Raw genomic sequence first — 26,279 nt, 5'->3', positions numbered from 1 at the left:
TACAACAAGTCATCGTAAAATGCATATTTTCTCTTTATACGTAATGAATCAAAATGTGTCTACTGGTTCCAAGGGTCCGGATTAGCAATTAGTTATGATCATAAGTCAATCATGGTTAGCCCTTTTGAAAATGAAAAGTAGTATATTGATTTTCAGTATTAATTCAAACCTCGGAAGTACGGAGGCTTCGGAGGCAATTTGTTCTATTTTATATAAACTAAAAAATTCGATTTTTCCCTGCACTTATCCAGCTATCATTTTTGACGATGGACGGAGTAGTCGCATCTCGTGAAAAAGCCTTAGTTGAATATAGAGAAAGTGTAAATAACATAAAAAAATACAGAAACAAGGACTATTGATAAATTCCTTATCATCTATGCTTACGAAATAATACTTTAGAAAATATATAGATATGTGCTAAAATCAATAATTGACATTTAAATTATGATAATATGAGAAATTTAACAATATCATAAAGTATTTATCAAAGATATTTATACTAGAAAAATCTATCTAAAGATACATGAACAATATCAATGTATTCGTAGTTTTAAGTATCGTAGCAGCAGCATCTTTATTTGCAGCAGGATCAATGGCCACTTCAGTCTTTGCAATGAGTCATGAAAATGCAACAATGACTATGGATAATAGCACAATGCCGATGGATAATATGACCATGACAATGGATAATTCCACTGGTATGACAGACAATGCAACAATGGCCGTTAACTAAAATAACATAAAAAATTTTTATTTTTTTATTAGAAGATAGGCTCTATCTTTACATTATAACAAGGCGTTACTACTTGATAATTTAATTTGGAACAAAATATATACATATTAACTGAAAATCTGAAGATAATAAAATTTATGGCTTTATGTGGAAGATATCTTAACTTGTTTCAATAACAATATGGAAAGACTGGACTATTTAATAGATTAGGGGAGAAATCGTCTGCGAACAGAGATTCTCAACTGCAGTCCTAATCTACTATTTGCATGAACAAATGACTCGCAGTCGTAGATCTGCGATAGTTGCTTTAATGGTTATAAGATATTAAGTCTTTTGGTAGATGCTGAAATCAAAAACGTATTGACAAATAGATTTAAGTTTTCACACACTTCTCTCGTGCAATTTCTTTCCAATATTTCTATTCATCTTCTAGAATTGAATAAACGATTTTCTAATCCTCCTAATAGGTAAAGGCTCGATGCTTAGAACGACTATAACCAAACCAATAAATCCTAATGAAAGTAATGTCTCGATAAATTGAGCTAACAAGTCCACAAATCAACCTACTCCATTAACAGTATCTGAAACAAATTTTGTCTCTGACTTCTATATTGTTGAGTCTCACCTAATTACAATTTTGAGGGTTAATCGAACAACAAAGGAATACTAGGGCAGTTTAACCGAACCCTTATACCATAAGGGACTTAATCCCCACGCGCCTAGACTGTAACTAAGAATTGTACCTAATTCTGCGTATTTAAGGACAAATATAGTTAGTATGATCAAATAATTCTCGGTGATATTAGAGGTTATAGAACCCTACTACCACCGTGACCCTATCCCAAGTATAAGAACAGGTGCTAATTATTATATCCATACCTTCAATCTAGAAGACTAGCATTTCAGGATGTATTAGTTGATAAATGTTTGTTCCACTTTTCAACTTCGACATCAAATCCCTTTAATTGTTCTTCAAATTGTGCGTCCCTAAGTCCATCGGGCCTAAGAAACGTCCAGGTCGTGGTGCTACCATAACCATTATTGATTATCCTAACATACACTGTCCATGATAAACCTCCACCTTCAAATAAATGGTCTAGTATTCCGAGTTGTCTGTTATTATCTACGATCTTTAATCGAGCACTGCCTGCAACTACATGATTAAACGTATACCAATCATCCATGTCTTTGATAATGTTACTGATAGCACCTCCTATCTCCAAATTCTTTGCATCTTCAAAAAAATTAAACACAGTATCTTTACTTTTCTGAGATACCATAATCTTCACTATGGTTTTTTTTGGCTCTAATTGAATTGTAGAACTCATATCATTAATTGGCTACGAGCAATACATAAGTATCACTTACCCCCTTAGGGGTTATAATGAGGACAACCAAGATCGCATGATTGTGAACAAAAACTATGTTGAGCAGTTAACTAGTTTAGGATTGACTCAAGGTGAAGCAAAAGTATTCTTAGCAATGATACAAATTGGACCATCAAGGGTAGGAAAAATTGTAGAAATATCTGGTGTATCTCAATCCAAGATTTACAATGTGTTAGACCGTCTTGTTCTAAAGGGATTGGCAAGTTACAATATACAAGACAATATCAAACATTTTCAGTCATTGGAGCCTTCACGGCTACATGAATATATTCATAAAAAAGAAGATGAAATAAAGAGACAGAAGGAAGGTATTACACAGCTCGTTAATGATTTGACCAAGAATATCTATGCAACAAAGAGAAGTACTTCTGAAATATTTGTAGGAGAGAGGTCATTGCGTTCAGCATACATGACCCTATTAAGTGATGCCAAGAAAGGAGATATGCTAAGATATTTTTATCCTTATCCTAATGCTCATGAGAATGCGTCTCCTTTTTATTCTAGATTCTACAAATATCAAAAATCAAAAGGATTGGTTGAAAGAGGAATAGTTACCATAGACTTTAAAAACTCTAAGCATTTTAAAGAAATTCCAAAGGATGTAAAACTTCGTTATGTTAATTTTCCATTACCAGGAACTATTGATATGCTTATGAACAAGCTTCTAATAGTGGACTGGAAAACAATAACAGGTATTCTGATAACTTCTAGTGAAATAGCAAGTATTTTTATAAACTATTTTGACAGTATATGGAGAATAGCTAAAAGATAACCTGATTACATTTAATATGTAAATCGATAGTTAAACCCATAATACAATTAGAAGAGCTCTTGAGTTTTATTCATCTACTTTGAGTTCAAAACTGTGATATCTATAAATTGCATTAGAAACCTATTACCACTCGGACCTTAATCCTCACGCGCCCAAACTTAATGATACTTTATATGGTAATGATTTAGAATTGATTTAAATAGTTAATCTGTTAACAAATCAACTAGAAATTCAATATTAAGAATATGTATTATATACTATGATATTCATGTTAGTAAATCATGAGTATTTCAACCCTATTCATAATTACCATTGCAATTGCAGGTGCAGCATTAGGTATAGGCAATCTGACAACTTCGATACAAACACAAACACCAACAACTTCAGATCTACCTATGACTACGATTAACGAAACAAATACAAATTCAACAGTTGATGTATTAAATAAAACCTTACCGGCCGAAAATGCAACCGATGCAGTCCCCGTAGTTCCTATGTAAATACGACATACATATACGAAATATGGAATATAGAGATCATATCATATTTTTTGATACTTTTTCGGTTATTATGTTCTTAATTTATCCACCACGCGATAGCATTATTTATTATATTGGCCTTCAGATTTTAGAAGTCTAAACTGAATATATAAGTAGATATCTTAATAATTTCATCTTTTCTATAGGTGTTATATCATATCTTCTTTTATGCCTGTCATTTGTTTTATGCCTGTCATTTGTTTTATGCCTGTCATTTGTTTTATGCCTGTCATTTGTTTTATGCCTGTCATTTGTTTTATGATGTCTATATTCTTTCAATAAATCATACACTACCATAGGTAGAGATTCTATTCAATATTGAACCGTATCCCCACGGATATATACAAATAGAGAGAGTATATTTAGACTTCACATAAGGTTTGGACTATTCTTATTTTGTTGATCTTGATATATACCTGATCTGATCCATAGTGTATCAAATATTGTAGCGTATGATGAAACAGTTGATTCGCTATTCGAATATGTGGCTAATCCTAATAGATCAACCAGGTCGTCAGCATAATCAACATTTTCTTTAACAGTTTTGTTTGATTCTATGATCACTATAGTTTCCCTATCTGAAATGAAAACATTTAGCCTATCGTAAACAGCACTGGTAATATGTTGTATCTCTAACTGGCTAGGATAATCTCCTTGCAAATTGTAAAGATTTTTAAATCGAACTTCAGTGTTATGTGCCTTTGTAATTTTCTCTACGTGAATTATTACCTGTATATGATTGCCTTCTCTTAGTTGTTCTTTTAGTAAACTTGTTAATCCAATTTCATTTTCAAATAGTCGATAGGTCTGATTATTTGAGATTATCAATTGGATTTCTTCAGTGGAAGAAGTAAGTAGTTTAAGGATTAAATCAAGAGTTTCTCTAGGATCTTGGATCGTTTCAATAAATTCCCTTTTCAGTCCTTCTTCTATTTCTTTTATTCTTCTCTTAGCGGGTATTGCTTTTCTCCAAAGCATATCAAAAAAATATTGTTGTTGTTCTGCTAATGCTCTTAAAGTGCTACATATAAGAAGTGGGGGAGGGGCTGATTCAGTTGATTTCGCACTTGCTCTATAATATATCCAGTCTCCTATTCCAAAATTCCCTTTTATTTCATCTAAATGTCTAAGTTCACATAGTTTGATTAATTCTTTACAGTATTGGATATTATCTCCTGTAATCTCAGTAATTATTCTGACCTTAATACCTCTGGCTTGAAGTTTACGAAAGGCAACAGCAACTTGAGGAATAGCAGTGTAGGAATAGGGAACATTTTTGTCTGCACAAATATCTGCATATTCTCTTAATTCTGACCATAATTCATTATTGATTTTTATAATATTTTCAGGACCATAGATAACTTCTGTTTTTTCTTCAGGTGGGTCATCTCGAGAAGTCAAATAGAATAGCAAATAAGTTGTGAAACCATAAAAAGTTTTAATATCTTGTAAATATTAGCGTATTTTTTAAAATACTCAGTAAAGGAAACAAGATTTTTCAATAACTGCGAAATTTTTAACAAATAGTGATACTATATGATTTTGTGAATGAATCAACGCTTAATCAATTGCTTGCCTCAAAAATGCGAAACCCCGTAATAACTGATATAATCACAGATCCTCATTTGATGTTTGAATTTGTCCGTAGAGGTTTACCACAAATAAAAAGAGGTCATCAAACAGTATGGGATCCTGCAATATTTGATTCTGCGTATAAATATTTTCAAGACGGATTCAGAGTTGTTGAGAAACAGATTGAAAAAAAAGAAATTCGATTAGACTTGATCGTTGAAACTACTCCTGAAAATATTGACAGAGTAAGATCTTTAATATTTCCAAATCTACGTCATGTTGATAACCTGCGTGGAAACATGGCTATAGCCGACCAACTCGGATATATGGTATATATTTTCCATCATGATAGTGATCTACCTGATCAAACTTTATTTAGTAATAGTCCTGACTTGGTAAAAAGACAAATTACCTTATTTGAAAAATTATGGGAAATTAGTATCCCACTTTCTGTTAGAATAAGAGAACTAGATAGGAATGATCAACCAAAGTATCAAAAGTTAATTACTGACCTAAATGAATTCAAGGATGAACTTGATTACGCGATAGAACAAAGTAGAAAAGAACCTCTAATTTTTTCATCCTTGAGATCATTAAATCAGTTATTTATGAATCGGAGTAATATTGGTAAAATTCAATCCGCTCAGAAAAGGGGAGTTTCAGTTAAAATATTAACCGATGAAACCGACGAAACATTTTCGAAACAAGTTTCAGCATTAAATCTACAAAATGAAGATAATCTAGTAACATATGGCTATGGTAAAAGCCTTTGTTGCTTCAATGAAATGGTTGTCTTAACAGATGGAAAACATGTATTACAGACAAAACACCAACAAGATGGGAAAATATTTGCATCGTCTTCTAATGAAGAACATACAGTCTTAGTGCAAGGAGTATTGTTTGAAAAATATTGGAATGAATTAAGAGCCTTGAGAACTTAAATGGTTAGACCATTCTTAATGTCAAGATGAGAAATCCCGACTGAAATTTTTCATTTATTTTCATAATATTTTGTTTGCGGGTTATATTCAACCTTGAATCGTATCCCCACGGATGTATCCAGGTGAATATTTCACTGCATTAATCACTTTATTTCTAAAAACCAATCCTTCAAAATTTTAAAAAATTTTCCCCATAAAATGAAAATATTAGATTGAAATCTATGCTTATTCTATTGTCATCATAATAATAAATATCCTTAATAGCATTCAATCAATAGATAATTTCTTGTTTACAAAGTTTATCAGGCATACTTCTGTCTTCTTGCTATGTTTCTTAGTTTTTGTAAGTTACTACACCACATATGCTTTTTGGGCAGAGGCTGCTGGTCAAATAAATTGTAAAAGGACTGGGACACTTATCGTTACATGTTGTCAAGATCATATTATAAATCGGAGTCCTTCTAATCCTGCTGGGACTTTAGTTACCTACTGTACTGACTGTGAAGTTGGTCCCGGTGGGCAGGATCCCCCTGCTCCTCTCCGTAACTGTGGTGAACGTTACGTTCAGATGTTTGAGCAGGACCCAAATCAACCGCCACCACCAAAGCCTCCATTTGGCGAACGGATACCGCCTGGTGTTATTGAGCAAACTCAACCGCTAACACAACAGAATCCAAACGATATTAACGAAAATGTTCCTCCTCAACAGGAATTTACAGAACAATTGTCATCTTCTGAAACTTTGGACGGTGACAATGTGGCTGATAATGTACAGAATAATGACTTTAGTGCACAGTCTGAAGAAAACAATATTGAGGATGAGAGTAGTAACAATGAACAGAATAAAACCAACTCATAGGAAAATACTAATGGTTCAGAAGACAACAATAATAACTGCTCCATTTTTTATCTTATTTCAAAAAATACGGTGCGTTTACTCCACTATTATCTGAGATAACCATCAAAACCAAATCATCAAATTTTTCTATATTATTACCGAATACTGAATAAATTATTCATAGGTGACTTACCGTCCAAAACCAATCAATCATTTTATCAGTTTTATGCTACTGCACCATGTGATTATGTTCAACCTTGAACCATATCCCCACGGATGCTGTTCTACATCTATATGATACATATTATTTTGGCTCATCTTTTTGAATGTTGCAATTATTAAATTCTAGTATGGTTATTACCTTTACCATGCCGAGATTCTTATTTCAACCAGACCCAATAGATGGTTATGAGTTTAATCCCATTCCTATAGACATACATTTAGGAATAATAAAAATCCCTACTGAAGAGATTTTAGATGATTTTGGGATAAATACTACTGAATCTGTGATTGTAGGAACTGATAGACTAGAGGTTCTAAATAGAATACAATCAGCATTTGCTCGAGAATTTGAGCAGTATGGGAAACTTAAAGAATCAGATATTCGACCTGTGGACTATGAAACAAAGCAAGCATGGTCGAGGATTAGAAAGCATATTAAAAATACAGAAATGATCAACGGCAAGCACAATATCTGCAAATTTTCAACTGATATAGACTCTACCTAAGTTTTTTGAAAGCACTGAAAGTTTTTCTACTGTCTTGATCTATTTACTTAAGTAAACTTGACTTTCAATATAGGCTGTTCTGGATGGAGTTATGAAGGCTGGAAAGATAATTTTTATCCAAAAGATATGGAAAGTAAAGACTATTTATCCTATTACTCGAAATTCTTCAAATTTGTTGAGGTCGATTCTACCTATTATCACATTCCCTCTAGATCTTCAGTTAGAGGTTGGAAGGACAAAACCCCTGAAGATTTTAAATTTTCATTGAAATTTCCCAAAGTAATAACTCATGAAAAGAAATTAGAGGATGTCGTTAAACCTCTTTCAATATTATTCTACTCGCTAGAGCCTTTGATTGAAAAAACAATAACATTGTTAATCCAACTTCCACCTTTTCTTTCAGAGAAGAAAGGCTTTGGTCCTTTACAAGCCATGGTTAGATATCTAGATAAACGATTCAGATATTCTTTAGAAGTTCGACACTCTTCATGGTTTAATGATAACGTATACAATTTAATGAAGGAAGATAACATTTCCTTAGTTTGGAGTATACGGGACAAACTGCAAACTCCATCGATAATAACTTCCGATCAGATTTATCTCAGATTCATAGGTGATAGAAGCATACCAGAAAAAGACTTTGGTAAGATGGTAAAGGACAGAAGAAAAGAGATGCTCGATTATGTAAAAAAGATTAGAGAAACGCAAAATGAAAATTCAAACATCCATGATGTATTAATAGCCTTTAACAATCATTTTGCCGGCTTTGGTCCTCAATCCGTTAACGATTTTTTGAAGCTGATGGATATGTCTGAAATAGATTGGAAGACTGAATTGGAGCGATACGAAAACAATTCCAGTCAATCCAATGGACGTCATCAATCTAGTTTATCTGATTTCCCTATATAGCTAACTCCTTAATCAATTTCCGACAAATAAAACTATCATAATATTAATCTGCTTAATCTAAAAGTCATGATTAACAATAGTTATTCTATTTGAAACTCAATTCTAGTATTTATGACATTAAAAAGATTAAGATTAACCATTTTCTTTATGTTTTTGATTAAACTATTCTCAACCAAACAGTTCGAGAGAATAGAGATAATTTAATTATAGGGGGTTTCAAAAAAATCAAAATGCAATGATAGCATAAATAAAATTAAGGAACTAATACAATTCTAATATACTTTCGATCCCTTGTATACTTATTAGGTATCTGTATGTTCTATCCCCCATGACTAATCCTTATTTGCATGAATATTTTTTTGAGTCAACGAAATTAATCAGAAGAGACAGCGGGATCATCCAAATGAAAATAGTAGGGAAACATACATGAGCGATAACAAAAAAGCAATGAGAAAATTAAAACTACAGGTACATATGTCCATAGATGGTTGCATAGCAGGACCAAATAATGAGCAGGACTGGATGGTCTTTTTTGGGGATGAAAAAATCAAGGAATATGAATACAAGTTACTTGAGCCAGTTGATACCATTCTCCTGGGAAGAAAAATGACTGATGAATTTATTTCCTATTGGACAGAAGTTGCCAACAAATCACATGACTCCTGGTATGCATTCGCTAAAAAAATGATGGAAACACCAAAAATTGTTTTTACCAAGACGCTCAATAAATCAGAGTGGCCAAATACTAAAATAGCAACAGGCGATCTCAAAGATGAAATTACAAAGTTAAAGAGCCAAGAAGGTGGTGGCGATATCATAGTTTATGGTGGTGCGTCATTTGATTCTTCTTTGATTAAAGAAAACTTGATCGACGAATATTATTTGTTTATCAATCCTGTTGCAATTGGCAATGGTAAGACCATATTTAAGGATCTAAAGGAGATTCGTAAATTATCCCTTGTTGAATCAATCACGTTTGACTCTGGAATAGTTTTGATCCACTATGGAGTAAAGAGGAGAAATTAAAAACATTAGATGTAAATAAATAAAAGAAAGAATTATTATTTTTTTGTGTTTATTCAATTCCATAAAACTACAGATTAAAGATTCTGATCCGGATCACTCCTAACGCACCTATTCCTCCAGAGGCTGATCCAAGTTTTATTTCATTTCATTTCATTAAATGCTGGGATTCTATTCAACCTTGAATCGTATCCCCACGCGCCCAGACTGTTACTAAGAATCATACTAAATTCATCATATGTTGAGCACTAATATGCATAATCAGGTCAAAGAATTCAATATAACATTAGATGTTATAGAGTCCTTCCACCATTAGGAACTTAATCCCTACGACTGAGGATCATTCTGAACCTATCTGGATAATCAAATAGTTGTAATGTCAAACTTATTATCTAGATTATCTATTAATTGGATACATAAAATTAGATGGATAATGGCTGACCCTAACGCGAAGAAACTGTTTTGGTTCTTGTTTGCAGGGTCAAGAGGCGGCATGAATAGAATATCCATCGTAGAATTGCTAATCGAGCAACCATATAATATCAACCAATTGTCCGGTATCATAAAAATTGACTACAAAGCTATACAGCATCATATACACGTATTAGAAAAAAATAATCTAATTACAAAGGAAGGTGAAAAATATGGCATTTTGTATTTTATATCAAATTATTTAGAAGTAAACATGGAAGCATTTAAAGAAGTAATAGATAAAATTCAAAAATCAAAAAAGAAATAAAACTAAAGTTTAGGATATGGAACAGATATGGAAATAAGTAAATAAATACTTACTTTGAAATTACATGTGGTATAGTTAAAATGGATGTTTGGATGGGGACAATCAACGCACTCATTAATTTGGTAAATTTGGGATTACTGAGTGCTTTGGTTTTTACGTTTGCTAAAATATATCGAACCAGCAGAGCCAACTTTACCTTAGGTTTGATCTTTTTTTGTGGCTTACTAATGATAAACAGCATCATTTCTGTTTATTCCTATATTACCATGTCGATGTTGTTTTCAGACCAACTTGTACCGTATCTATTGGCTATTTCCATTGCTGAGATGGCGGGCTTTATTGTATTCCTCAAGATTACTCTAGAATAATAGGTAAATTGCTTAGTAGTAACAACAACAACAACAACAACAACTAGAACAGCTGCAGTAACCAGTCATTTTATAATACATTATCTTTTCTTTAACGGTAAATCTTTTCTTTAACCGTAAAATGATAACACTCGTGGATATCTAGACCGATCAAAAATCTTGTTATCGAATTTTAAATTTGGAATAGATCTGGAATAGATCTGGAAATAACTATTAATGCTTTTTTATGACTAACGTTTCTATGGACAAAAACTTTGTGGCTTGTATTGTTTTGACATTTGTAATTGCGAATACTACTGCTACCGCAACAACACGTCTTTTAAAAAAAGAAGAATTGGTGAGATTATAGATTGGCCATAGAAATTAGCATTCTAATTTCAGCGCTTGCAGGTCTTGGCTCATTTCTATCGCCATGTATTTTACCAATTATACCTGGCTTTTTGTCTTATCTTTCTAGTGCATCAATAAGAGAGGCAACAAGTAATGAAGGTGACAGTTACAATGTTCAAGGTAACAATCAAGTAAACGAGAATCAAAAGGGTGGTAGTAGTAGAAGTAATCAAGTAGTTTTTATTTCAAAAAAAGCTCGAGTAAATATTTTTATTAACACTATTTATTTTGTACTAGGATTTTCTCTAGTATTTTCAGTTTTAAGTGTAATACTAAACAGCGTTTTGGCCACATCTATTGGAACCGATTTTCAACAATATCTATCGTATATAGGAGGCATCATTATAGCAGCCTTTGGAGTAAATCTCATTCTTTCTCTTAAAATAGCTCGGCTAAATATTGAAAAAAAATTTACCAAAATTCCCAAGTTTAAGACAAGCTACATTACTTCATTTGTATTTGGACTTGCGTTTGCTGCAGGCTGGACGCCCTGTGTTGGACCCATACTAGGAAGCACTTTTACCTTGGCAGCTGCCAATCCAGGTACCGCATATAATCTGTTACTTGCATATTCGCTAGGATTAGGAATTCCTTTTCTAATAACTGGAGCATTTTTTTCTCAGGCAACTGGAATAATCAAGAAGATTACAAAACACCTAAAGTATTTTAATCTTATAATGGGAAGCATTTTGATAGTTGTAGGAATACTTATTTTCTTTAATCAATTATCATTACTTGTCAACATTCCTTTTGTAGGACAATTAGTTGGAAACTAGGGATAAAGGTTAGCAGGAGGAGGATGTAAACCTTGAGCCATAGTAAAAAAAGTTATCGATACTTAAACAAAGATAACATAAGTGCAATATTGACAGCAGTCGCTGTCATGTCTCTAATAGTAGGGTTTGGTATCTATTTTAATTTTTACAGTAACCCATCTGAGAGCTATTTACAACAAAAGCAGCTAGAAGATTCGGTCATTCAATCGTCAACCAACAATGGAAACTTTCTGACAATAAAGTTAAACAAGACCGCCTTTATGAATATAGACAAAAGTGTTTATCCACAAGCACCCGAATTACAAGGAATCGCTTCTTATATTAATACTGAAAATGGCCATCCTATAAAATTGGCAGATCTCAAAGAAAAGGTTGTCCTTTTTGACTTTTGGACCTATACTTGTATAAACTGCATCAGAACAATCCCATATCTTAACGAATGGTATGATTGGTACTCAGACGATGGATTAGTAATTTTAGGTGTTCACTCTCCAGAATTTGATTTTGAGAAAAATCCTACTAACGTTCAGGATGCAGTAAAACAATTTGGAATCAAATACCCTGTGGCTCTTGACAGTGATCACAAAACCTGGAATGCTTACAATAATAACTATTGGCCAAGACACTACTTGATAGATTCTCAAGGATACATTCGAGATGACCATATCGGAGAAGGAGGTTATAATGAAACCGAAAAAACAATACAGACTCTTCTTGCAGAAAAAGCAGCTTTGGATAATAGAACCGAGATTTCATTTGATCTTGATAAAGGAAGATTGACAAACACATCTTCCTCACCATCTTCGCAGAGCCTTCAATATGTAGACTTTAGCCAAAAAATTTCCCCAGAAATATATCTTGGGTACCAAAATGCAAGATCTCCATTGGGAAATAGCGAAGGATTCCAACCAAACACGAATGTAAATTACAAGCTGGACATAAACAATACAAGTGGTAGCAGTAGCAGTAGCAGTGGTAATATATCATTTATATCAAACCTGGTATATTTGGATGGAATTTGGAAAAATAACAATGATAATGTGGAGCTAGTTAGTGACAGTGGTAAAATTGTTCTTACATACTACGCCAAGTCAATTAACATCGTTGCTTCAGGAAACGGACAGAACGCTACAGTCCAAGAACCGGATAACGACAAAAATATTAACGGTAGTAGCAGCAGCGGCGGCGAAGAAAACAATAACATCAGCACTCCCGTAGAGGATCAAAATCTAAACAATACTAATCATGCTCTTGACTTAGACAAAAAGGGCAGTGTAATAGTAGACAAGCAACGATTATACAATATTGGTCTGTATGATGACTATCAGCCAAGATCTGTAGTAATTGATATAGAAGGCAGTGGATTCAAACTCTATGCATTTACCTTTGGCTAAAACACCTCCTCCTCCTCCTCCTATTCTTTTTCACAATTGATATATGCTCACCTATTACCACAAATTTTTTGATTCTCTTTTGAAGCCTTGTAATTAAGCATAATAAAATGTAATGTAATGTTTAGCTGAGAAAAAAGGTCAATGCATCTGGACCAGATTTGGATATAATGTGGATATAATGTGGATAATCGCTTATAATCCTCAATTCTAATCTACTTCTCATGAAAGATATAGGGCACAAGAACCTTTATAAAAAAGTCACTCTTACAGCTGTAGTTATTGTAGCTGCTGTGGTAACGGTGTATTTAGCTTCACCGTTGTTCATATCAACAGAAGTAAATGAGCCATTTCCTCCAAATTCTGCTGAATCAGTCTCTTTTGAGGAATTTAACACTATGACCGAAGACGAGAGGGCCAAAGTTGCAGAAAATATGAGTGCATCTCAAAAAAATGAATTGATGATTCTATATGCCAATTTAGACAATAATAATAGTAGTAGTAACGATACTAACGTCATAGATGAAGCTATGAATGAAACTGTTAGTTTTTCATCATTATCATCGTCGACATCTGCGCGACTCAATAATTCTATCATTTCAGGATTATTTGTTGGCGTTAATGATGGAATTCATAATGCTGAAGGCGTTGCAAAAGTGATTCCACTTCAACAAGATGATGCAAATGTCCTTAGGTTAGAAAACCTCAAGGTAACAAACGGACCAGATCTATATGTCTATTTGTCAACAGATAAGAGTGCATCTGATTTTGTCAACCTTGGAAAACTCAAAGCTAATAATGGAAATCAAAATTACAATATCCTACCTGGAACTGACTTGACAAAATATGATAATGTATTGATATGGTGTAAGGCATTTTCAGTTCTATTTGGTAGTGTCGAGCTTAAACCTCAACAACAATAATCGATAGTCAAAAAGGACTTAGTCATTCTTTTTCTTTTTTTGAGAACAACAACATCTAAAATTTTTTTGTGATTATCAAACCTCATAAATTCTTGTTCTAAAGGGGAAATGTTACTTTGATACACATTGCTTTAACAGGAGATTAATTAATATGCAAATAATTTGACCTGTTCAATAATCTGGAATAGATTTGGATAAGATTTGGAATAATGCTTATAATCAAAGTATTGTAATTCTATTTTGATAATAATAATGTCAACAACAAAAATATTAGCAAAAAGTTTTGACTCACCTGACGAATTGAGAACCTTTGAAAAGGGAAAGGTTGAGATTGTAAACCTGGGCAACGTTATAATTGGTAGAGCAACATTTGAACCTGGTTGGAGTTGGGGAAAGTGTGTAAAACCACTAGTGAAAACAGATAGTTGTCAGGCTCCTCATACTTCAGTTATAATCTCTGGAAGGATGAAAGTCAGAATGGATGATGGTACGGAATTTGAAGGAGAACCCGGAGATACAGCAGTAATACCACCAGGACATGACGCATGGGTAGTTGGAGATGAACCATGTGTTTCATTAGACTTTACAGGAATGGGAGACTATGCAAAAAGACAAGAGTAATAGTATTTCTTGTTACAATTGCTAAACCAAAAACTATGATTTTTTTTCTAATATTCAGTCAACATTATTTCGTGAATTCTGATGAACATCTATGTTTGTGTTGTTACCAAAATCCAATATACCTACAAATGGTTGCGGCACGATTCCAATGATCGAGACTATGTCTGAGGCTTTGTTAATAACATTCGGGTAATCATTACCCGGGTTGTACGCCACTCTCACTGGATTATCCCCACAACGTCATAGTATCTATAACCTAATCATAAGCAAACGCTTTGATCAAATCCAAAAATGGGACTAGCAATATAGCCAAACCAAAAAAATTAAGACATAACAAGACAATGAATGAGAAACTTTGTTTTTTGATACATCCACAATTTTCTATTTTGAACAATAACATTGACTTTATATATATGGTTATTCAATGGCAACTATGAATCGAATAACTATTTCATTGATATTTTTAATAATGATTTCAATGATTTTACCCGCTTCAGCAATCATGTATGCTAGCGGGTCTACAGATACTAGTGATGACGGCTCCTCATCAGATAATGGGTCTACCGATGATAATAGTGACTCATCAGATAGCGGATCTACCGATGATAATAGTGACTCATCAGATAATGGGTCTACCGATGATAATAGTGACTCATCAGATAATGGGTCTACCGATGATAATAGTGACTCATCAGATAGCGGATCTACCGATGATAATGCTGGCTTATCAACAACATTTACGGAAAATAATCCCATTTTTCCCGGTGAATTTCCTGTAAACAACAATACCGGAATAAATAACAATACCGGAATAAATAACAACACCGGAATAAATAACAACACCGGAAATGTTCAACCTCCTGTAAACAACAACACCGGAAATGTTCAACCTCCTGTAAACAACAACACCGGAAATGTTCAACCTCCTGTAAACAACAACACCGGAAATGTTCAACCTCCTGTAAACAACAACACCGGAAATGTTCAACCTCCTGTAAACAACAACACCGGAAATGTTCAACCTCCTGTAAACAACAACACCGGAAATGTTCAACCTCCTGTAAACAACAACACCGGAAATGTTCAACCTCCTGTAAACAACAACACCGGAAATGTTCAACCTCCTGTAAACAACAACACCGGAAATGTTCAACCTCCTGTAAACAACAACACCGGAAATGTTCAACCTCCTGTAAACAACAACATTGGAAATGTGCAAGGGGAGGATCTGGTTAACAGTATCCTGACCGTGCACAACCAAGAGCGTGCTGCTGTTGGAGTTCCGCCGCTCGTGTGGAGTAACTCACTCGCCGCTGGAGCTCAGACTTGGGCTCAGAATCTCGCTACGACAGGCAACTTTGCCCACGACCCCAATGCGCCTAGAGGTGTAGGTGAGAATATTGCAGGCTTTAGTCCGTCCATGGGGGTAGGGCAGGGACAGTCTCTATGGGTCAACGAAAAGAAGGATTGGCACGGCGGCGTATTAACACCGGAGAATTGGTCTTCAACCGGTCATTACACTCAGATGGTATGGAAGAATACACAGGAGGTAGGTTGTGGTATCGGCAGTGGGGATGGTCATCCATTCAACATTCTGGTGTGTCGCTACAGCCCTGCTGGCAACTTCATGGGGCAAGCACCGTTTTAGGAGAACATCGTCCCTGTCACAATACTCACGATAATTACCCTTTTTCACTCTGAACCAAGACCTCAGACACAGTTACTCCAAGCAGTATGAGCAATGGTATAGTGAGATTGGCAAGTCTCAATCACTTTTTTTAAAAGAATTTAAAGAAATTGAAAGTGTTGTGATCGTAAAGTATTTTTTATTTATTAACGAAAATCTCTTGCAATACGAACGCTTTGCATAATTATTAATTGGTCTAGATTATTTGTAATGATTCTGCCGGAGGAAATTTACAAGACCAATAAATAAATCAATAAAACGGAGTTTACCGACGCCAAATTATGATATTCACAATGCAAAATAGTGATTTCTTGACGTTACTAGAGGCAAATGATGATATTATTGATCGTGAAAGATAGCTTGCCTATCTAGACAGACTATCTAGATCCGATGGTTCATTAACATATCCGGTAAAAACCACCTAGTTATAAAATAATGTATGTAAAGAAAAACAACAATGTTGATCTTGAGATTACAAATGTGTAAATGCTAATATACCTTACTGTATATATGAGGCTGGGTCATAATTCCAAACGAATAAAACTAGTTTTATAGTATATCAAATTTTGATTGAAACAGATACTAACTAAAAGACTAGCATACTGTAATTCGTCATCCATTCTAATTAGTATTTTGTATATTATTGGATTGATTGATTGATTGATTGATTGATTGATTGATTGATTGATTGATTGATTGATTGATTGATTGATTGATTGATTGATTGATTGGTTGGTCATGTAGTAGTGTCAAATCTCAAAAAAGAAGGGGTAGTCCTTACGTATACTCTTCTAGTATCACATTACGATACTTTATAGTTCGCATACGGTTTAGACTTGATTCAAACAGGTCATCGTATCGCTTTCTTTCTATCGAGCTACCAAATAACAGAAAGATAATGAAGGCTTGTGATTTGTCTTTAATATACACGCCATGTAGACGTATATTTGATAGACGGTTAAAGACCATCACTATCAATTTAATAGAAAGGAAATCAACTATGGGGAATCTGTTTATTCTTGAAGGTCTTATCATTCCATACATCCTTGCAATAGATAGCGCTCTTCTAAAATCAAAAGGCAAAGTATGGCATGCATCATCGATGAATGAAGTAATATTACCTCGTTCGGGAATAGACACAGATGCCAGATGGGGATACAGTCATACTAAGAAATGGATATTTGGTTACAAACTACACCTGATATGTAGTACTGATCCTGCATCTAGAGTAACACCCCTTTCGGCTGATGTTACAACGGCCAATGTATCATGCAAACTGCTTATCCAGATACAGTATCAAGCCTATAACCAGAAACATTAGAAAAAATTTATTATGTGGTGCAGACCCTGGATTCAACGGTAAGAAGAATCTGTATGACATGAGCCTCAAAAGGGGATTTCAGCTTGTATGCCCTGTTAAGAGATACAAGAATACATCAGTGGAAAGGCTAAAGCTGTTGATTTTTATGAGTCGGCTTTGGGACAGGTGGTATATTCTAGGAGAAAGATCTTCATAGAACCGCTTATATAGCACATAAAATCTACCTTTAGAATAATCCCAGTACCTACAACAGGACTGGACAAGGTATGGAGTATCTTACTGTTATCGGTATTGTTGTACCAAATAGTAGTCTGTTATAACTACAATGTACTAAAGAGCGATAATCCAAGAAGAGATATCAATTACATGATAAGCTGTTAATCTATTAAGAAACTAGAATAAATTACCAAGATCAATTATGACCCACACTCAGATAATTAGTATACATAAGTCAAACAGAAGAAATTAAAATATTGATTAGTTACATTTCATAAATATACACGAAAGCTTTTTCAGTCAGAGACAATTAGTTGCAATAGGGAAAATTTTGATCACTTATCGAAATTTAATTTGTTTAATATTGATTCCATCGATTTTATTATTGATACCAAATCCTTCTGAGAAACAAGTTCTGGGACAGAATCAGGGGACTATAAATGGTGCTCATGCAACCCAGATGTACCAATATTTTAATTCCGATTACAATGTAACAATGAAATATCCATCAACTTGGTCGGTGAATGAAACAGACCTGACTCCTGAAGATCGAATTAACCTGATCGCAGAGCTTGTATCACCTTTTGAAACCTTCAATGATACATACATTGAATACGTGCAGATAAATAGAGATGATGGCATTTTCTATGAAGCTGACCTAAATGAGTATTTACAAGAGGCAATCAATGCTTACACAGATTCTACAAATAACTTTACATTAATTGAATCTTCAACTTCAGAAACTCTCTCGGGCCAACCTGCTTATTCTTTGACTTATACCCAAACCCTCAGTGATGAAAGTGGTCAACAACCTATCATGCTCAAAAACTTTGAAACTGGAATTTTGGTAAACAATACCGCATATTATATTGCATACATTGGACATGAAGATCGATTCGATACATATATGCCAATTATTGAGCAAATGATTAATTCATTCAAGTTACTGTTTCCCTTTTCTACAAATAATACTAACTCTACATTTGGATTAGAAGAGTCAATAATAGATACTAACCAAACTATTTCAAATTCCACTTTAATTCCGTTTATCCCTCCCTTACTAGCAACTACAATAATAGATACTAACCAAACTATTTCAAATTCCACTGGGTTTAGTCAAGTAAATTCTAACCAATCTGCACCTGTTAATTTGACTATAGCAACAGGAGAGGAAAATTTACCACTTTTAAATTCAGAGAATGAGTCGTCAGAAAATGATAAAACAATAGATATTTGGATAACAACTACAACTGAGAAGAACGGAGCCTCTGAAATGGTAAATTTTGTGCCAAAAGAAATTGTTGTTAATTTTAATACTCGTGTGGTATGGACCAACAATCACTCATCCGTTCACACAATCACTTCTGTTAATAATAATACTCTAGGAAACAGCAGTAACATCACGACAGGAGGGAAGGGAATTCCACTATTTGATTCTGACTATATGAATACCGGTGATAAATTTTCGTACACTTTTAATCAACCTGGACGCTTTGATTACTTTGATAAAATTAATGACAATCTGAAAGGAACTGTGTTTGTGAAACAGGCACCAGTCCAAATCACCGATGGTTCAATCCTGCTCGATGCAGTAAATACAACACAGGAAAGTACTAATCTAATTTCAAATAACCAATCTGAAAATAATGAAAACAGAATATTAGGGAATATTTCTGATAGCGATAATCCTACTGTCAATTCAAATAATAAAACCCTCTCGCAACTAATACAAACTCTTCGTCAGCTTATTAGCTAATTTTTTGAATATGTGATTTTTTAGACCTACCGATTGGACACAATAACTTTATGTCGTTATTCATTGTACACGTTTTGTATCCTCAATCATAAAATTAATGATAATGTTCCTATTTGAAAGAGGCAACAGTAGGAGGATTACTAGTACGACGTAAACATTAGCAAGTGGAGCACCGGTTGTTATATGGTCCGTTTATTATGCTTTTATGATATAGTTATTGTCTCCTGACCAATGGAAGATAAATTAATACAGGATTAAGTGTTAGCAAAGAAAAAAATAGGCTCTGTTCACTTAAGAAAATAATTCAAGTGTTTAGAACGACGAGATCTGAATCTAAAATTGATTTTGTCAATAATTTGGTAATAGTTTATACTCAAAATTCGGGATTTTTAATGCAGAACCTCTTTTTGAAGTAAAAATAGAATAAGATGAATAGATGGTAAAATCCTTAACTGAACAGAGCCAAAAAATACAATGGTATTGTTATATAAATAGTCAACAACATTGACTATATACCAACAGATTTATTAATCCAAAAATCCTGGTATGATTTTTGTTTTATGCAAATGGTTTTGTTTCTGTAATTGATTGATCTTCACAGTATCGACACTGCAATAGTAGAAACTAGTCAAAAAGAATTTTTAGCTTGGCATCAGAACGAATTGTTCGAGATTTTTACATATATCGTAAACTAATAAAATTACAATTGATTATTACTGTGTTGTAATCGAACCCTATTACCACTAGGAACTTAATCCCCACGGATGCGGACTGTTACTAATAATTAAACTAGAAATAATACTTTGTACTTATATAAGTGGAATGATCAATCGATCATTTAGATATTATCGATGGGTATTTTTCCTTAATTAAAGTGGGTATTGTAATTCTTCGATGCTCATTGGTTATTCCCCAAAAATGCCTTTGAATAAACTTGTCAAACAAAACACAAGGAATGTCTTTTATTCTAAAAAAATTAGATTAAATCTATCTGTTATTGAAACTTTCTCAAAATCTGTAATAATGCCATTTCTGATTAAAAGGGTATACCAAGTACTTCCATTAAAAATGAATAATTTGGGTTCGAAATGAATGATGAAATTAATATTTTCATCGAGTCGTTCTGATAGATAATTAGGTTGATAGTTATTGAGTATTATAGGTAGGGCTATACCTCTAGAATGATAAGGTATTAGCTCCATATTTGTTAAGTATGAATCAAAAAATTTCCACTTGTTATTAATTTTATGTTCTATTGGATTATTCGTTAATCCTGTTAACAGATACCATAATGAGGTATAATATGATGATTCAAATCCCATCTTTTCAAAATACGCAAAGAAATTTCGATAAAGTTGTTGATATCTATCCCATGATATTCTTGCTTCCATCTCCTCAATTGGACTGTTCACATCAGAATGACCAGGATTCAATCCAAAAAATATGATGTTAGATTGACTATAGTTTCCTACAAAGTAAACAGGACAGTGATCTGAAATTAATTCGTATTTTCCCCTTAAACCTAAAAGGTTGGAAATTGAATCAACTCTTTTTTTGTATTCTTGGGGCTTATTAACACATAATTCATATTCCTCTTTTATTTTGTTTAATAGATCCAACTATTAACAGAAGTTTTTTCAATAGGGTAAGTATTAAATCTTCAAAGAATATGGTGGGCAATTGTCTAAATTTTATAGGACCCTACTACCACTAGGAACTTAATCCCAATGCGCTCAAACTGTTACTATGTATTATGTCAAACCCTTTACATACCAATCACCAATATACATAATAAGGTCAAGAATTTGCCATGGTTGTAGATGTTATAGAATTCTTCTGCCATTAGGGTTCTAATTTCCATATATGAAGATTGTTATTTTTATGTAGTATAGATATAGAATTTTCATAAAAGTTGTTCATATGAAAATATCAAATACAAATTCATATCAATATAAAAACAATAGAAATTCATGTATTAGATAGGTTTCAATTGCTAAAGTAAGTAGCCTGCACGGAAAACCTATATGATCAATGAATTTCTTGAATAATGCTAATTTTTTCCAAAGTTTAACGAAGGCGTAATTAATTTTCAGAATGAGTTAACAATTTTTTTGAGTTTATTCTAGTAATCTATTTATATATTGCATCGTATAAGATAAATATTGCATATGAACACCAATATACAACAAATAAGAGAAAATACGGATTCTAATAAATTCATAACTAGAGTTTTTATGCTTGTAGGAATTCATAGGAGGATTGACAGAGTGATATGATCAACAAATACCTTTCTATCTTATTGACAGTGACTTTCATCCCTCTATCATTATCGGGTATATTGCACAATGAATCATTTGTTAATTTTGCAAATGCTCAAAGTTCGTCCTGCTATAATGGAGTGGTAATACCTAGCGAAACAACTTCTGAAAATAACTTTCTCCCTGTGGTTCTTGTACATGGGTATGCAGAAGACTCGGGTGTATGGAATAATTGGGAAATTTTTCTTCAAAATGCAGGCATTCCTTATTGTACGGTAACTTTTGAATATTATGAAGATTCTCAACCTTCTTATGATGAATGTGGTAGTTCTGAGGAGCATTCGATCGAATTAGATCGAATTATCCATGATGTCAAAACGCTAATGCAGGTTGATCAAGTTAATATTGTAGGGCATTCTAAAGGGGGTTTAGATGCGAGACTGTATTTATATAATACTCAGACCCCTGATGTGGCAAACTTGATAATGATTGGAACTCCAAATGCAGGTGGCCCACTTGCTGATTTCTATGCCTTAGCTGATCCTTGTAAGCCAGCTGTTTTTGATCTAAAAACAGGTGCTCCTGTTACTCATTCGGGAGAGAATACCAATACAGATTATCATACTATTTATGGGGATTGGGATCCATCCTTATCATGCAGCTATTATTGGTTAAATGTTGGAAATTATAATTATTTGTATTGGCGTTGGGACCTGCCAAACGATGGTATAGTACCGCAGTGGAGCGTGGAATCTAAGCCATACTTTAATCACCTAGGAAGTACTACACATTGTCATCAGGACTTGCTTGGAAGGGAAGAATATCAATTATCTGACGAGATATTAATGAAATAATCACATGTATGTGGTAAACATACGTGAATTATTCTATCATGTTTTTAGATAACTTGATAGTAATTTTGCATTAGAACCCTACTACCACTAGGAACTTAATCCCGGCGAATCAGCTACCTCCTTATGGTCTTCGTGTGATCGATTGGGAGGACGGCGGGAGAGTTAATCAATCATGAGGTTTTTGCAGAACAATATCATGCCGACCACCGGCATTTCTCGGCGGTTCTTCTTTGAACTGTCGGGATTTGTTGCTCGTGACAAAATGGCAAAAATTTTATTGTTCCTTTTTGTCATTTGTATACAATTAAAGATGACAAAATCTTCCATTTCAAACAATATACGGATACCCAAATAATTCATGAAGCTATGACAGGTTAATTAGCTCCAATGTTTTGTATGATCAAGAAACACCTGACCATACTTTTTCCCTATGATTGACTCTTCTTCATAGGAAACCTGTCCTTTAACTAGTAATTCACTGACTTTGAAAAAATAGAACTCAAGTTCCGGGGGACTAATTACAATTGCGTGTCCACCTTTAGGACCTACCTCAAATCTATGCGGAGTTTCCTTTGGAACAAAGATTGTATCTCCCGGTTTACCTTCGATTGATTTTTCATTTAAAATGAAGCGATAGTCTCCATCAATTATGTAAAAAGTTTCTGAACCTTTTGGATGTATATGTAATGATGGACCCAAATTAGGTGGGTGAAATATATCTAGTACTGTATATTTATAGTCTGTTTCGGAGCTGAGAACCTTGATAGTGAACTTTGCACCATGAAAATCAAATGGTTTATCCTTCACGAAAGCAATTGGAACTTTAAGAATTTATTTCTTTCAATCTTTCTTATACTGCAACTTTAAAAAATAATCAACTGTAAAAGAAAGAGTACACTAATTTATTCTACAAATATGTTAATAATTCTCTGTCTTCTACTGCAATTACCGTTGGTAAACTGAGTTAATCTCAAAAAATATTTGTTTGTTAAATTCATGATAGTCTTATGGATTTTGTTGAATATGTTTCACCTAAATAAGACAGGTTTGACTAGGGTCTTGATGGAGGTCTTAAATTATAAAAAAATTGGATGGAGTTGGAGCCGATAATATCTCTAGTTTACAGTAACAGTACCTGACATCCAAGGATGAATTACACACATGTAATAGTAACTGCCAGGATTTTCAAAGGTCAATGTGAAGGAGGTGATTGGTGGGACACCCGGTGGGACTTGTCCCATTGGCCACATCCAACCAGAGTTGACATAACTTTCATCACCAGTAAAGGTATAGTTTGAGTTGGGTTGAAGGTGAGTTACATTTGTCCTAGTGCTGTCGACTGCAACGGGAGCAGATGACCTCAGGTTGTCTACTATCACCAATTTGTTATTTGGATTTGAGTTATCAGGTATTATAGATGGTTCAACATTTGGAGCTGGCACTGCAGGAGTTAATTCTGTACTGTTCGGAACACTAAAGGGAGCAAATAAAGGAGGAACCATGTCCTTATCCTTAACAAAGGAGACGGTGTGGGGTTCTGCAACTTGCATAGGATTGGTCCATGTAACGCTTTCGCCGGTATTAATGGTCACATTTTGTGGGGTAAATTTGTCCCAGTCTGTTCCGTTTCCACCCGCACCAACCGTGCTTGATACAGCACTGGCTTCTCCTTGGGATGAAACTCCAAATATTACAAAAAAAGAAAAGACAAGCAAACTTGCATTTACAGTTATTATTTTTGTTATCATTATATTTTCAAATTATCAGGAATTATAAAAACCTATAGTCATTGTTATGCTGAGAGATCCCTTTTACTTGACATGCCGGCATTGCGTGAAGTTTCATGAACCCCTTTCAGAATACATACAAATAATAGATTTAATTTTTAAATCAAATACGATTTAGCACTCTTTTGCGTATCATAAGTAAAAGATTGAAATGATGTTGATTAATCATGTTTTTTAAGTGGCCTTAACAATATAGGCTATGCCTGAAATTAGTAAAACAACATTAAGTCCAAAAGACATCGATATTTCCATCTCTGAAATAACCGATGGGATTTACAGAATTTGCGGTTTGGTCGATACCTATGGGATCACTTTTAACCAGTTTCTCATTAATGATGATATCCCAATATTGATTCATACTGGCCCAATGGGTATGTATCCCAAGATTGAGGAAAAGGTAAAAGAAATAATTCCACTAGACAAGCTTGGATATGTTGCATTTCTTCATTTTGAAAGCGATGAATGGGGTGGGATGCAATTCCTAGAGAGTCCTAAAGCAAGATTGGTTTGTAGTGACCTCAGCTCCAAACTGAATCTAACAGGTTGGTATAACATACCTGTGGATCATATTTCCTTTTGGGATGGCGAAGTCCTTAAAACAGGAAAAAAATCATTAAGGTTCATTATGACTCCCCATGTTCACCACTGGGATAGCATGATGATTTTTGAGGAAAGTACAAAATCGCTCTTTACTTCTGATTTGTTCATGCAGCCAGGATTTAACAAACCGGTCTTGTCAGACGACCTTTCAGAAACAATGATTGGACTGTACAGCGCGGTAGGTATATTCGCAAGCGAGAAGCCGGTACGAGAAACAACCAGAAGACTCGCTGGGCTTCATCCAAATATGGTGTTTCCAATGCATGGATCATGTATTGATAGCTCTATGTTCGGAAAATACACTGACGCAATCATGAAAAACGATTTTGCTTACACTAACATGCTACTTGGCCGAAAAATGGAATATGATGTTACATGACAAGACAGCGTATATAATTTTGACAATTTAGACATAGTAGTGTCTTTTTACTTACACTTGCAAACACTTCAATCTATAAATTTAACAACTATAAGGATTAAATAGAAAGAGCATAGAACCCAACTACCTCAAGGACCTTAATTCCCACGCACCCAAACTGAATTATCGAATCCATTCAGCAATAGTGCCTTGATTAATTAGAAATAACTAATGAAAGACTTAACTGGATCGTCTTAATTGTTAAAAAGTATGGAAAGCGATCAAGATGTAGAGGTATTAAAAGAAGAACATGAACAAGAGGAGGAAGAAATAAGAGACAAACTAGAAGAGGAAGAATCATAACAACGAATTGAAGTTCTTACAAAAAAAGAAATAAATATTCTTTGATAGATGATGATGTACCGCAATTAACCAAAATACAACTTTTAAATTAATCTGTTTTCGAATATATTATATTTAATAATCTTTATATTTTTCATCACTCTGTATACTCATAGAATCCTATTTAAAATACAGATATCGGTATGAAGCCCCACGCGCCCAGACTAAATGATACCTACTCAGGTAACGATATTATATACATATTATATTTGAACCTTCAAATGCTCTTATCTAATTAATTCGAATCTATCCTACCTTGAATATGTATACATGCATGTATTCGACCAGAGACATATCAAGTGTTTGAACCTAAGTAAATTTATAAACAAAATAACTCTATAAGAGAAAAAAATGTTTTGTGAGCTCAAATAATCTTTGAGATATATTCT

Annotated in this window: 25 protein-coding genes; 19 read left to right on the top strand and 6 right to left on the bottom strand. The window is 33.8% G+C overall.

Annotated features, from left to right (window positions below):
• Nucleotides 1–523 precede the first annotated feature (523 nt).
• Entirely contained in the window at nt 524–733 is a 210-nt protein-coding gene (locus AB0A59_RS13885; RefSeq protein ID WP_458744715.1) for a hypothetical protein, read from the top strand.
• A gap of 902 nt (nt 734–1,635) precedes the next feature.
• Here the strand turns inward: AB0A59_RS13885 and AB0A59_RS13880 are convergent.
• Nucleotides 1,636–2,061: a hypothetical protein gene (locus AB0A59_RS13880; protein ID WP_458744713.1), complete on the bottom strand. Its 426-nt coding sequence runs from the start codon at nt 2,059–2,061 to the stop codon at nt 1,636–1,638.
• Between the two features lie 82 nt (nt 2,062–2,143).
• Here AB0A59_RS13880 and AB0A59_RS13875 point away from each other — a divergent pair, with 82 nt between their 5' ends.
• Both AB0A59_RS13875 and AB0A59_RS13870 read left to right on the top strand, forming a co-directional pair.
• The gene (locus tag AB0A59_RS13875; protein ID WP_458744711.1) at nt 2,144–2,893 is read left to right on the top strand and encodes a TrmB family transcriptional regulator; all 750 of its coding nucleotides are present in this window, start codon (nt 2,144–2,146) and stop codon (nt 2,891–2,893) included.
• 281 nt (nt 2,894–3,174) lie between these two features.
• Nucleotides 3,175–3,393, top strand: a complete 219-nt coding sequence (locus AB0A59_RS13870; RefSeq protein WP_458744710.1) for a hypothetical protein — start codon at nt 3,175–3,177, stop codon at nt 3,391–3,393.
• 408 nt (nt 3,394–3,801) lie between these two features.
• On the opposite strand, the gene AB0A59_RS13865 is transcribed toward AB0A59_RS13870, so the two are convergent.
• Nucleotides 3,802–4,833: a hypothetical protein gene (locus tag AB0A59_RS13865; RefSeq protein WP_458744708.1), complete on the bottom strand. Its 1,032-nt coding sequence runs from the start codon at nt 4,831–4,833 to the stop codon at nt 3,802–3,804.
• A 143-nt stretch (nt 4,834–4,976) separates the two neighbouring features.
• Here AB0A59_RS13865 and AB0A59_RS13860 point away from each other — a divergent pair, with 143 nt between their 5' ends.
• The 11 genes from AB0A59_RS13860 to AB0A59_RS13810 all read left to right on the top strand — a co-directional run bounded on the left by AB0A59_RS13860 (nt 4,977) and on the right by AB0A59_RS13810 (nt 14,651).
• A complete protein-coding gene (locus AB0A59_RS13860; protein ID WP_458744707.1) occupies nt 4,977–5,945 on the top strand; it encodes a hypothetical protein in 969 nt (322 codons plus the stop codon).
• A gap of 322 nt (nt 5,946–6,267) precedes the next feature.
• Nucleotides 6,268–6,804, top strand: a complete 537-nt coding sequence (locus AB0A59_RS13855; RefSeq protein ID WP_458744706.1) for a hypothetical protein — start codon at nt 6,268–6,270, stop codon at nt 6,802–6,804.
• Between the two features lie 347 nt (nt 6,805–7,151).
• Nucleotides 7,152–7,511, top strand: coding sequence for a hypothetical protein (locus AB0A59_RS13850; protein WP_458744704.1), 360 nt, complete (start codon nt 7,152–7,154; stop codon nt 7,509–7,511).
• 57 nt (nt 7,512–7,568) lie between these two features.
• Entirely contained in the window at nt 7,569–8,420 is an 852-nt protein-coding gene (locus tag AB0A59_RS13845) for a DUF72 domain-containing protein (protein WP_458744702.1), read from the top strand.
• Between the two features lie 426 nt (nt 8,421–8,846).
• A complete protein-coding gene (locus AB0A59_RS13840) occupies nt 8,847–9,446 on the top strand; it encodes a dihydrofolate reductase family protein (RefSeq protein ID WP_458744701.1) in 600 nt (199 codons plus the stop codon).
• Nucleotides 9,447–9,819: 373 nt separating this feature from the next.
• The gene (locus AB0A59_RS13835; protein ID WP_458744699.1) at nt 9,820–10,182 is read left to right on the top strand and encodes an ArsR/SmtB family transcription factor; all 363 of its coding nucleotides are present in this window, start codon (nt 9,820–9,822) and stop codon (nt 10,180–10,182) included.
• Between the two features lie 92 nt (nt 10,183–10,274).
• The gene (locus tag AB0A59_RS13830; RefSeq protein WP_458744697.1) at nt 10,275–10,550 is read left to right on the top strand and encodes a hypothetical protein; all 276 of its coding nucleotides are present in this window, start codon (nt 10,275–10,277) and stop codon (nt 10,548–10,550) included.
• A 350-nt stretch (nt 10,551–10,900) separates the two neighbouring features.
• Complete coding sequence (locus AB0A59_RS13825) at nt 10,901–11,716, top strand: cytochrome c biogenesis CcdA family protein (protein WP_458744695.1); 816 nt, start codon at nt 10,901–10,903, stop codon at nt 11,714–11,716.
• 32 nt (nt 11,717–11,748) lie between these two features.
• Nucleotides 11,749–13,110, top strand: coding sequence for a redoxin domain-containing protein (locus tag AB0A59_RS13820; protein ID WP_458744693.1), 1,362 nt, complete (start codon nt 11,749–11,751; stop codon nt 13,108–13,110).
• A gap of 221 nt (nt 13,111–13,331) precedes the next feature.
• Nucleotides 13,332–14,030, top strand: coding sequence for a DM13 domain-containing protein (locus AB0A59_RS13815; protein ID WP_458744692.1), 699 nt, complete (start codon nt 13,332–13,334; stop codon nt 14,028–14,030).
• Between the two features lie 252 nt (nt 14,031–14,282).
• Complete coding sequence (locus AB0A59_RS13810; RefSeq protein ID WP_458744690.1) at nt 14,283–14,651, top strand: cupin domain-containing protein; 369 nt, start codon at nt 14,283–14,285, stop codon at nt 14,649–14,651.
• 54 nt (nt 14,652–14,705) lie between these two features.
• On the opposite strand, the gene AB0A59_RS13805 is transcribed toward AB0A59_RS13810, so the two are convergent.
• Nucleotides 14,706–14,867 carry a hypothetical protein gene (locus AB0A59_RS13805; RefSeq protein WP_458744688.1) on the bottom strand — a complete coding sequence of 54 codons (162 nt, stop codon included), beginning with the start codon at nt 14,865–14,867 and terminating at the stop codon, nt 14,706–14,708.
• A 217-nt stretch (nt 14,868–15,084) separates the two neighbouring features.
• Between AB0A59_RS13805 and AB0A59_RS13800 the strand changes: the two genes are divergently transcribed.
• From AB0A59_RS13800 to AB0A59_RS13790, 3 genes are all read left to right on the top strand, one after another.
• A complete protein-coding gene (locus tag AB0A59_RS13800) occupies nt 15,085–16,299 on the top strand; it encodes a CAP family protein (RefSeq protein ID WP_458744686.1) in 1,215 nt (404 codons plus the stop codon).
• A gap of 952 nt (nt 16,300–17,251) precedes the next feature.
• Nucleotides 17,252–17,659: a transposase gene (locus AB0A59_RS13795; RefSeq protein ID WP_458744684.1), complete on the top strand. Its 408-nt coding sequence runs from the start codon at nt 17,252–17,254 to the stop codon at nt 17,657–17,659.
• A gap of 601 nt (nt 17,660–18,260) precedes the next feature.
• The gene (locus tag AB0A59_RS13790; protein WP_458744682.1) at nt 18,261–19,631 is read left to right on the top strand and encodes a cupredoxin domain-containing protein; all 1,371 of its coding nucleotides are present in this window, start codon (nt 18,261–18,263) and stop codon (nt 19,629–19,631) included.
• 962 nt (nt 19,632–20,593) lie between these two features.
• On the opposite strand, the gene AB0A59_RS13785 is transcribed toward AB0A59_RS13790, so the two are convergent.
• A complete protein-coding gene (locus AB0A59_RS13785) occupies nt 20,594–21,250 on the bottom strand; it encodes a hypothetical protein (protein ID WP_458744680.1) in 657 nt (218 codons plus the stop codon).
• A gap of 653 nt (nt 21,251–21,903) precedes the next feature.
• Between AB0A59_RS13785 and AB0A59_RS13780 the strand changes: the two genes are divergently transcribed.
• The gene (locus AB0A59_RS13780) at nt 21,904–22,743 is read left to right on the top strand and encodes an alpha/beta fold hydrolase (RefSeq protein ID WP_458744679.1); all 840 of its coding nucleotides are present in this window, start codon (nt 21,904–21,906) and stop codon (nt 22,741–22,743) included.
• A gap of 378 nt (nt 22,744–23,121) precedes the next feature.
• Here AB0A59_RS13780 and AB0A59_RS13775 read toward each other — a convergent pair whose 3' ends face one another.
• Nucleotides 23,122–23,550: a cupin domain-containing protein gene (locus AB0A59_RS13775; RefSeq protein ID WP_458744677.1), complete on the bottom strand. Its 429-nt coding sequence runs from the start codon at nt 23,548–23,550 to the stop codon at nt 23,122–23,124.
• 308 nt (nt 23,551–23,858) lie between these two features.
• The gene (locus AB0A59_RS13770; RefSeq protein ID WP_458744675.1) at nt 23,859–24,491 is read right to left on the bottom strand and encodes a cupredoxin domain-containing protein; all 633 of its coding nucleotides are present in this window, start codon (nt 24,489–24,491) and stop codon (nt 23,859–23,861) included.
• Between the two features lie 238 nt (nt 24,492–24,729).
• On the opposite strand from AB0A59_RS13770, the gene AB0A59_RS13765 reads away from it, so the two are divergent.
• Nucleotides 24,730–25,509 carry an oxygen-binding di-iron domain-containing protein gene (locus tag AB0A59_RS13765; RefSeq protein WP_458744674.1) on the top strand — a complete coding sequence of 260 codons (780 nt, stop codon included), beginning with the start codon at nt 24,730–24,732 and terminating at the stop codon, nt 25,507–25,509.
• The last annotated feature ends 770 nt before the right edge of the window (nt 25,510–26,279 follow it).

This window comes from Candidatus Nitrosocosmicus sp. T (assembly GCF_054408485.1).
The sequence above is the reverse complement of the archived record's forward strand: the minus strand, read 5'-3'. Positions and strand labels throughout refer to the sequence as shown.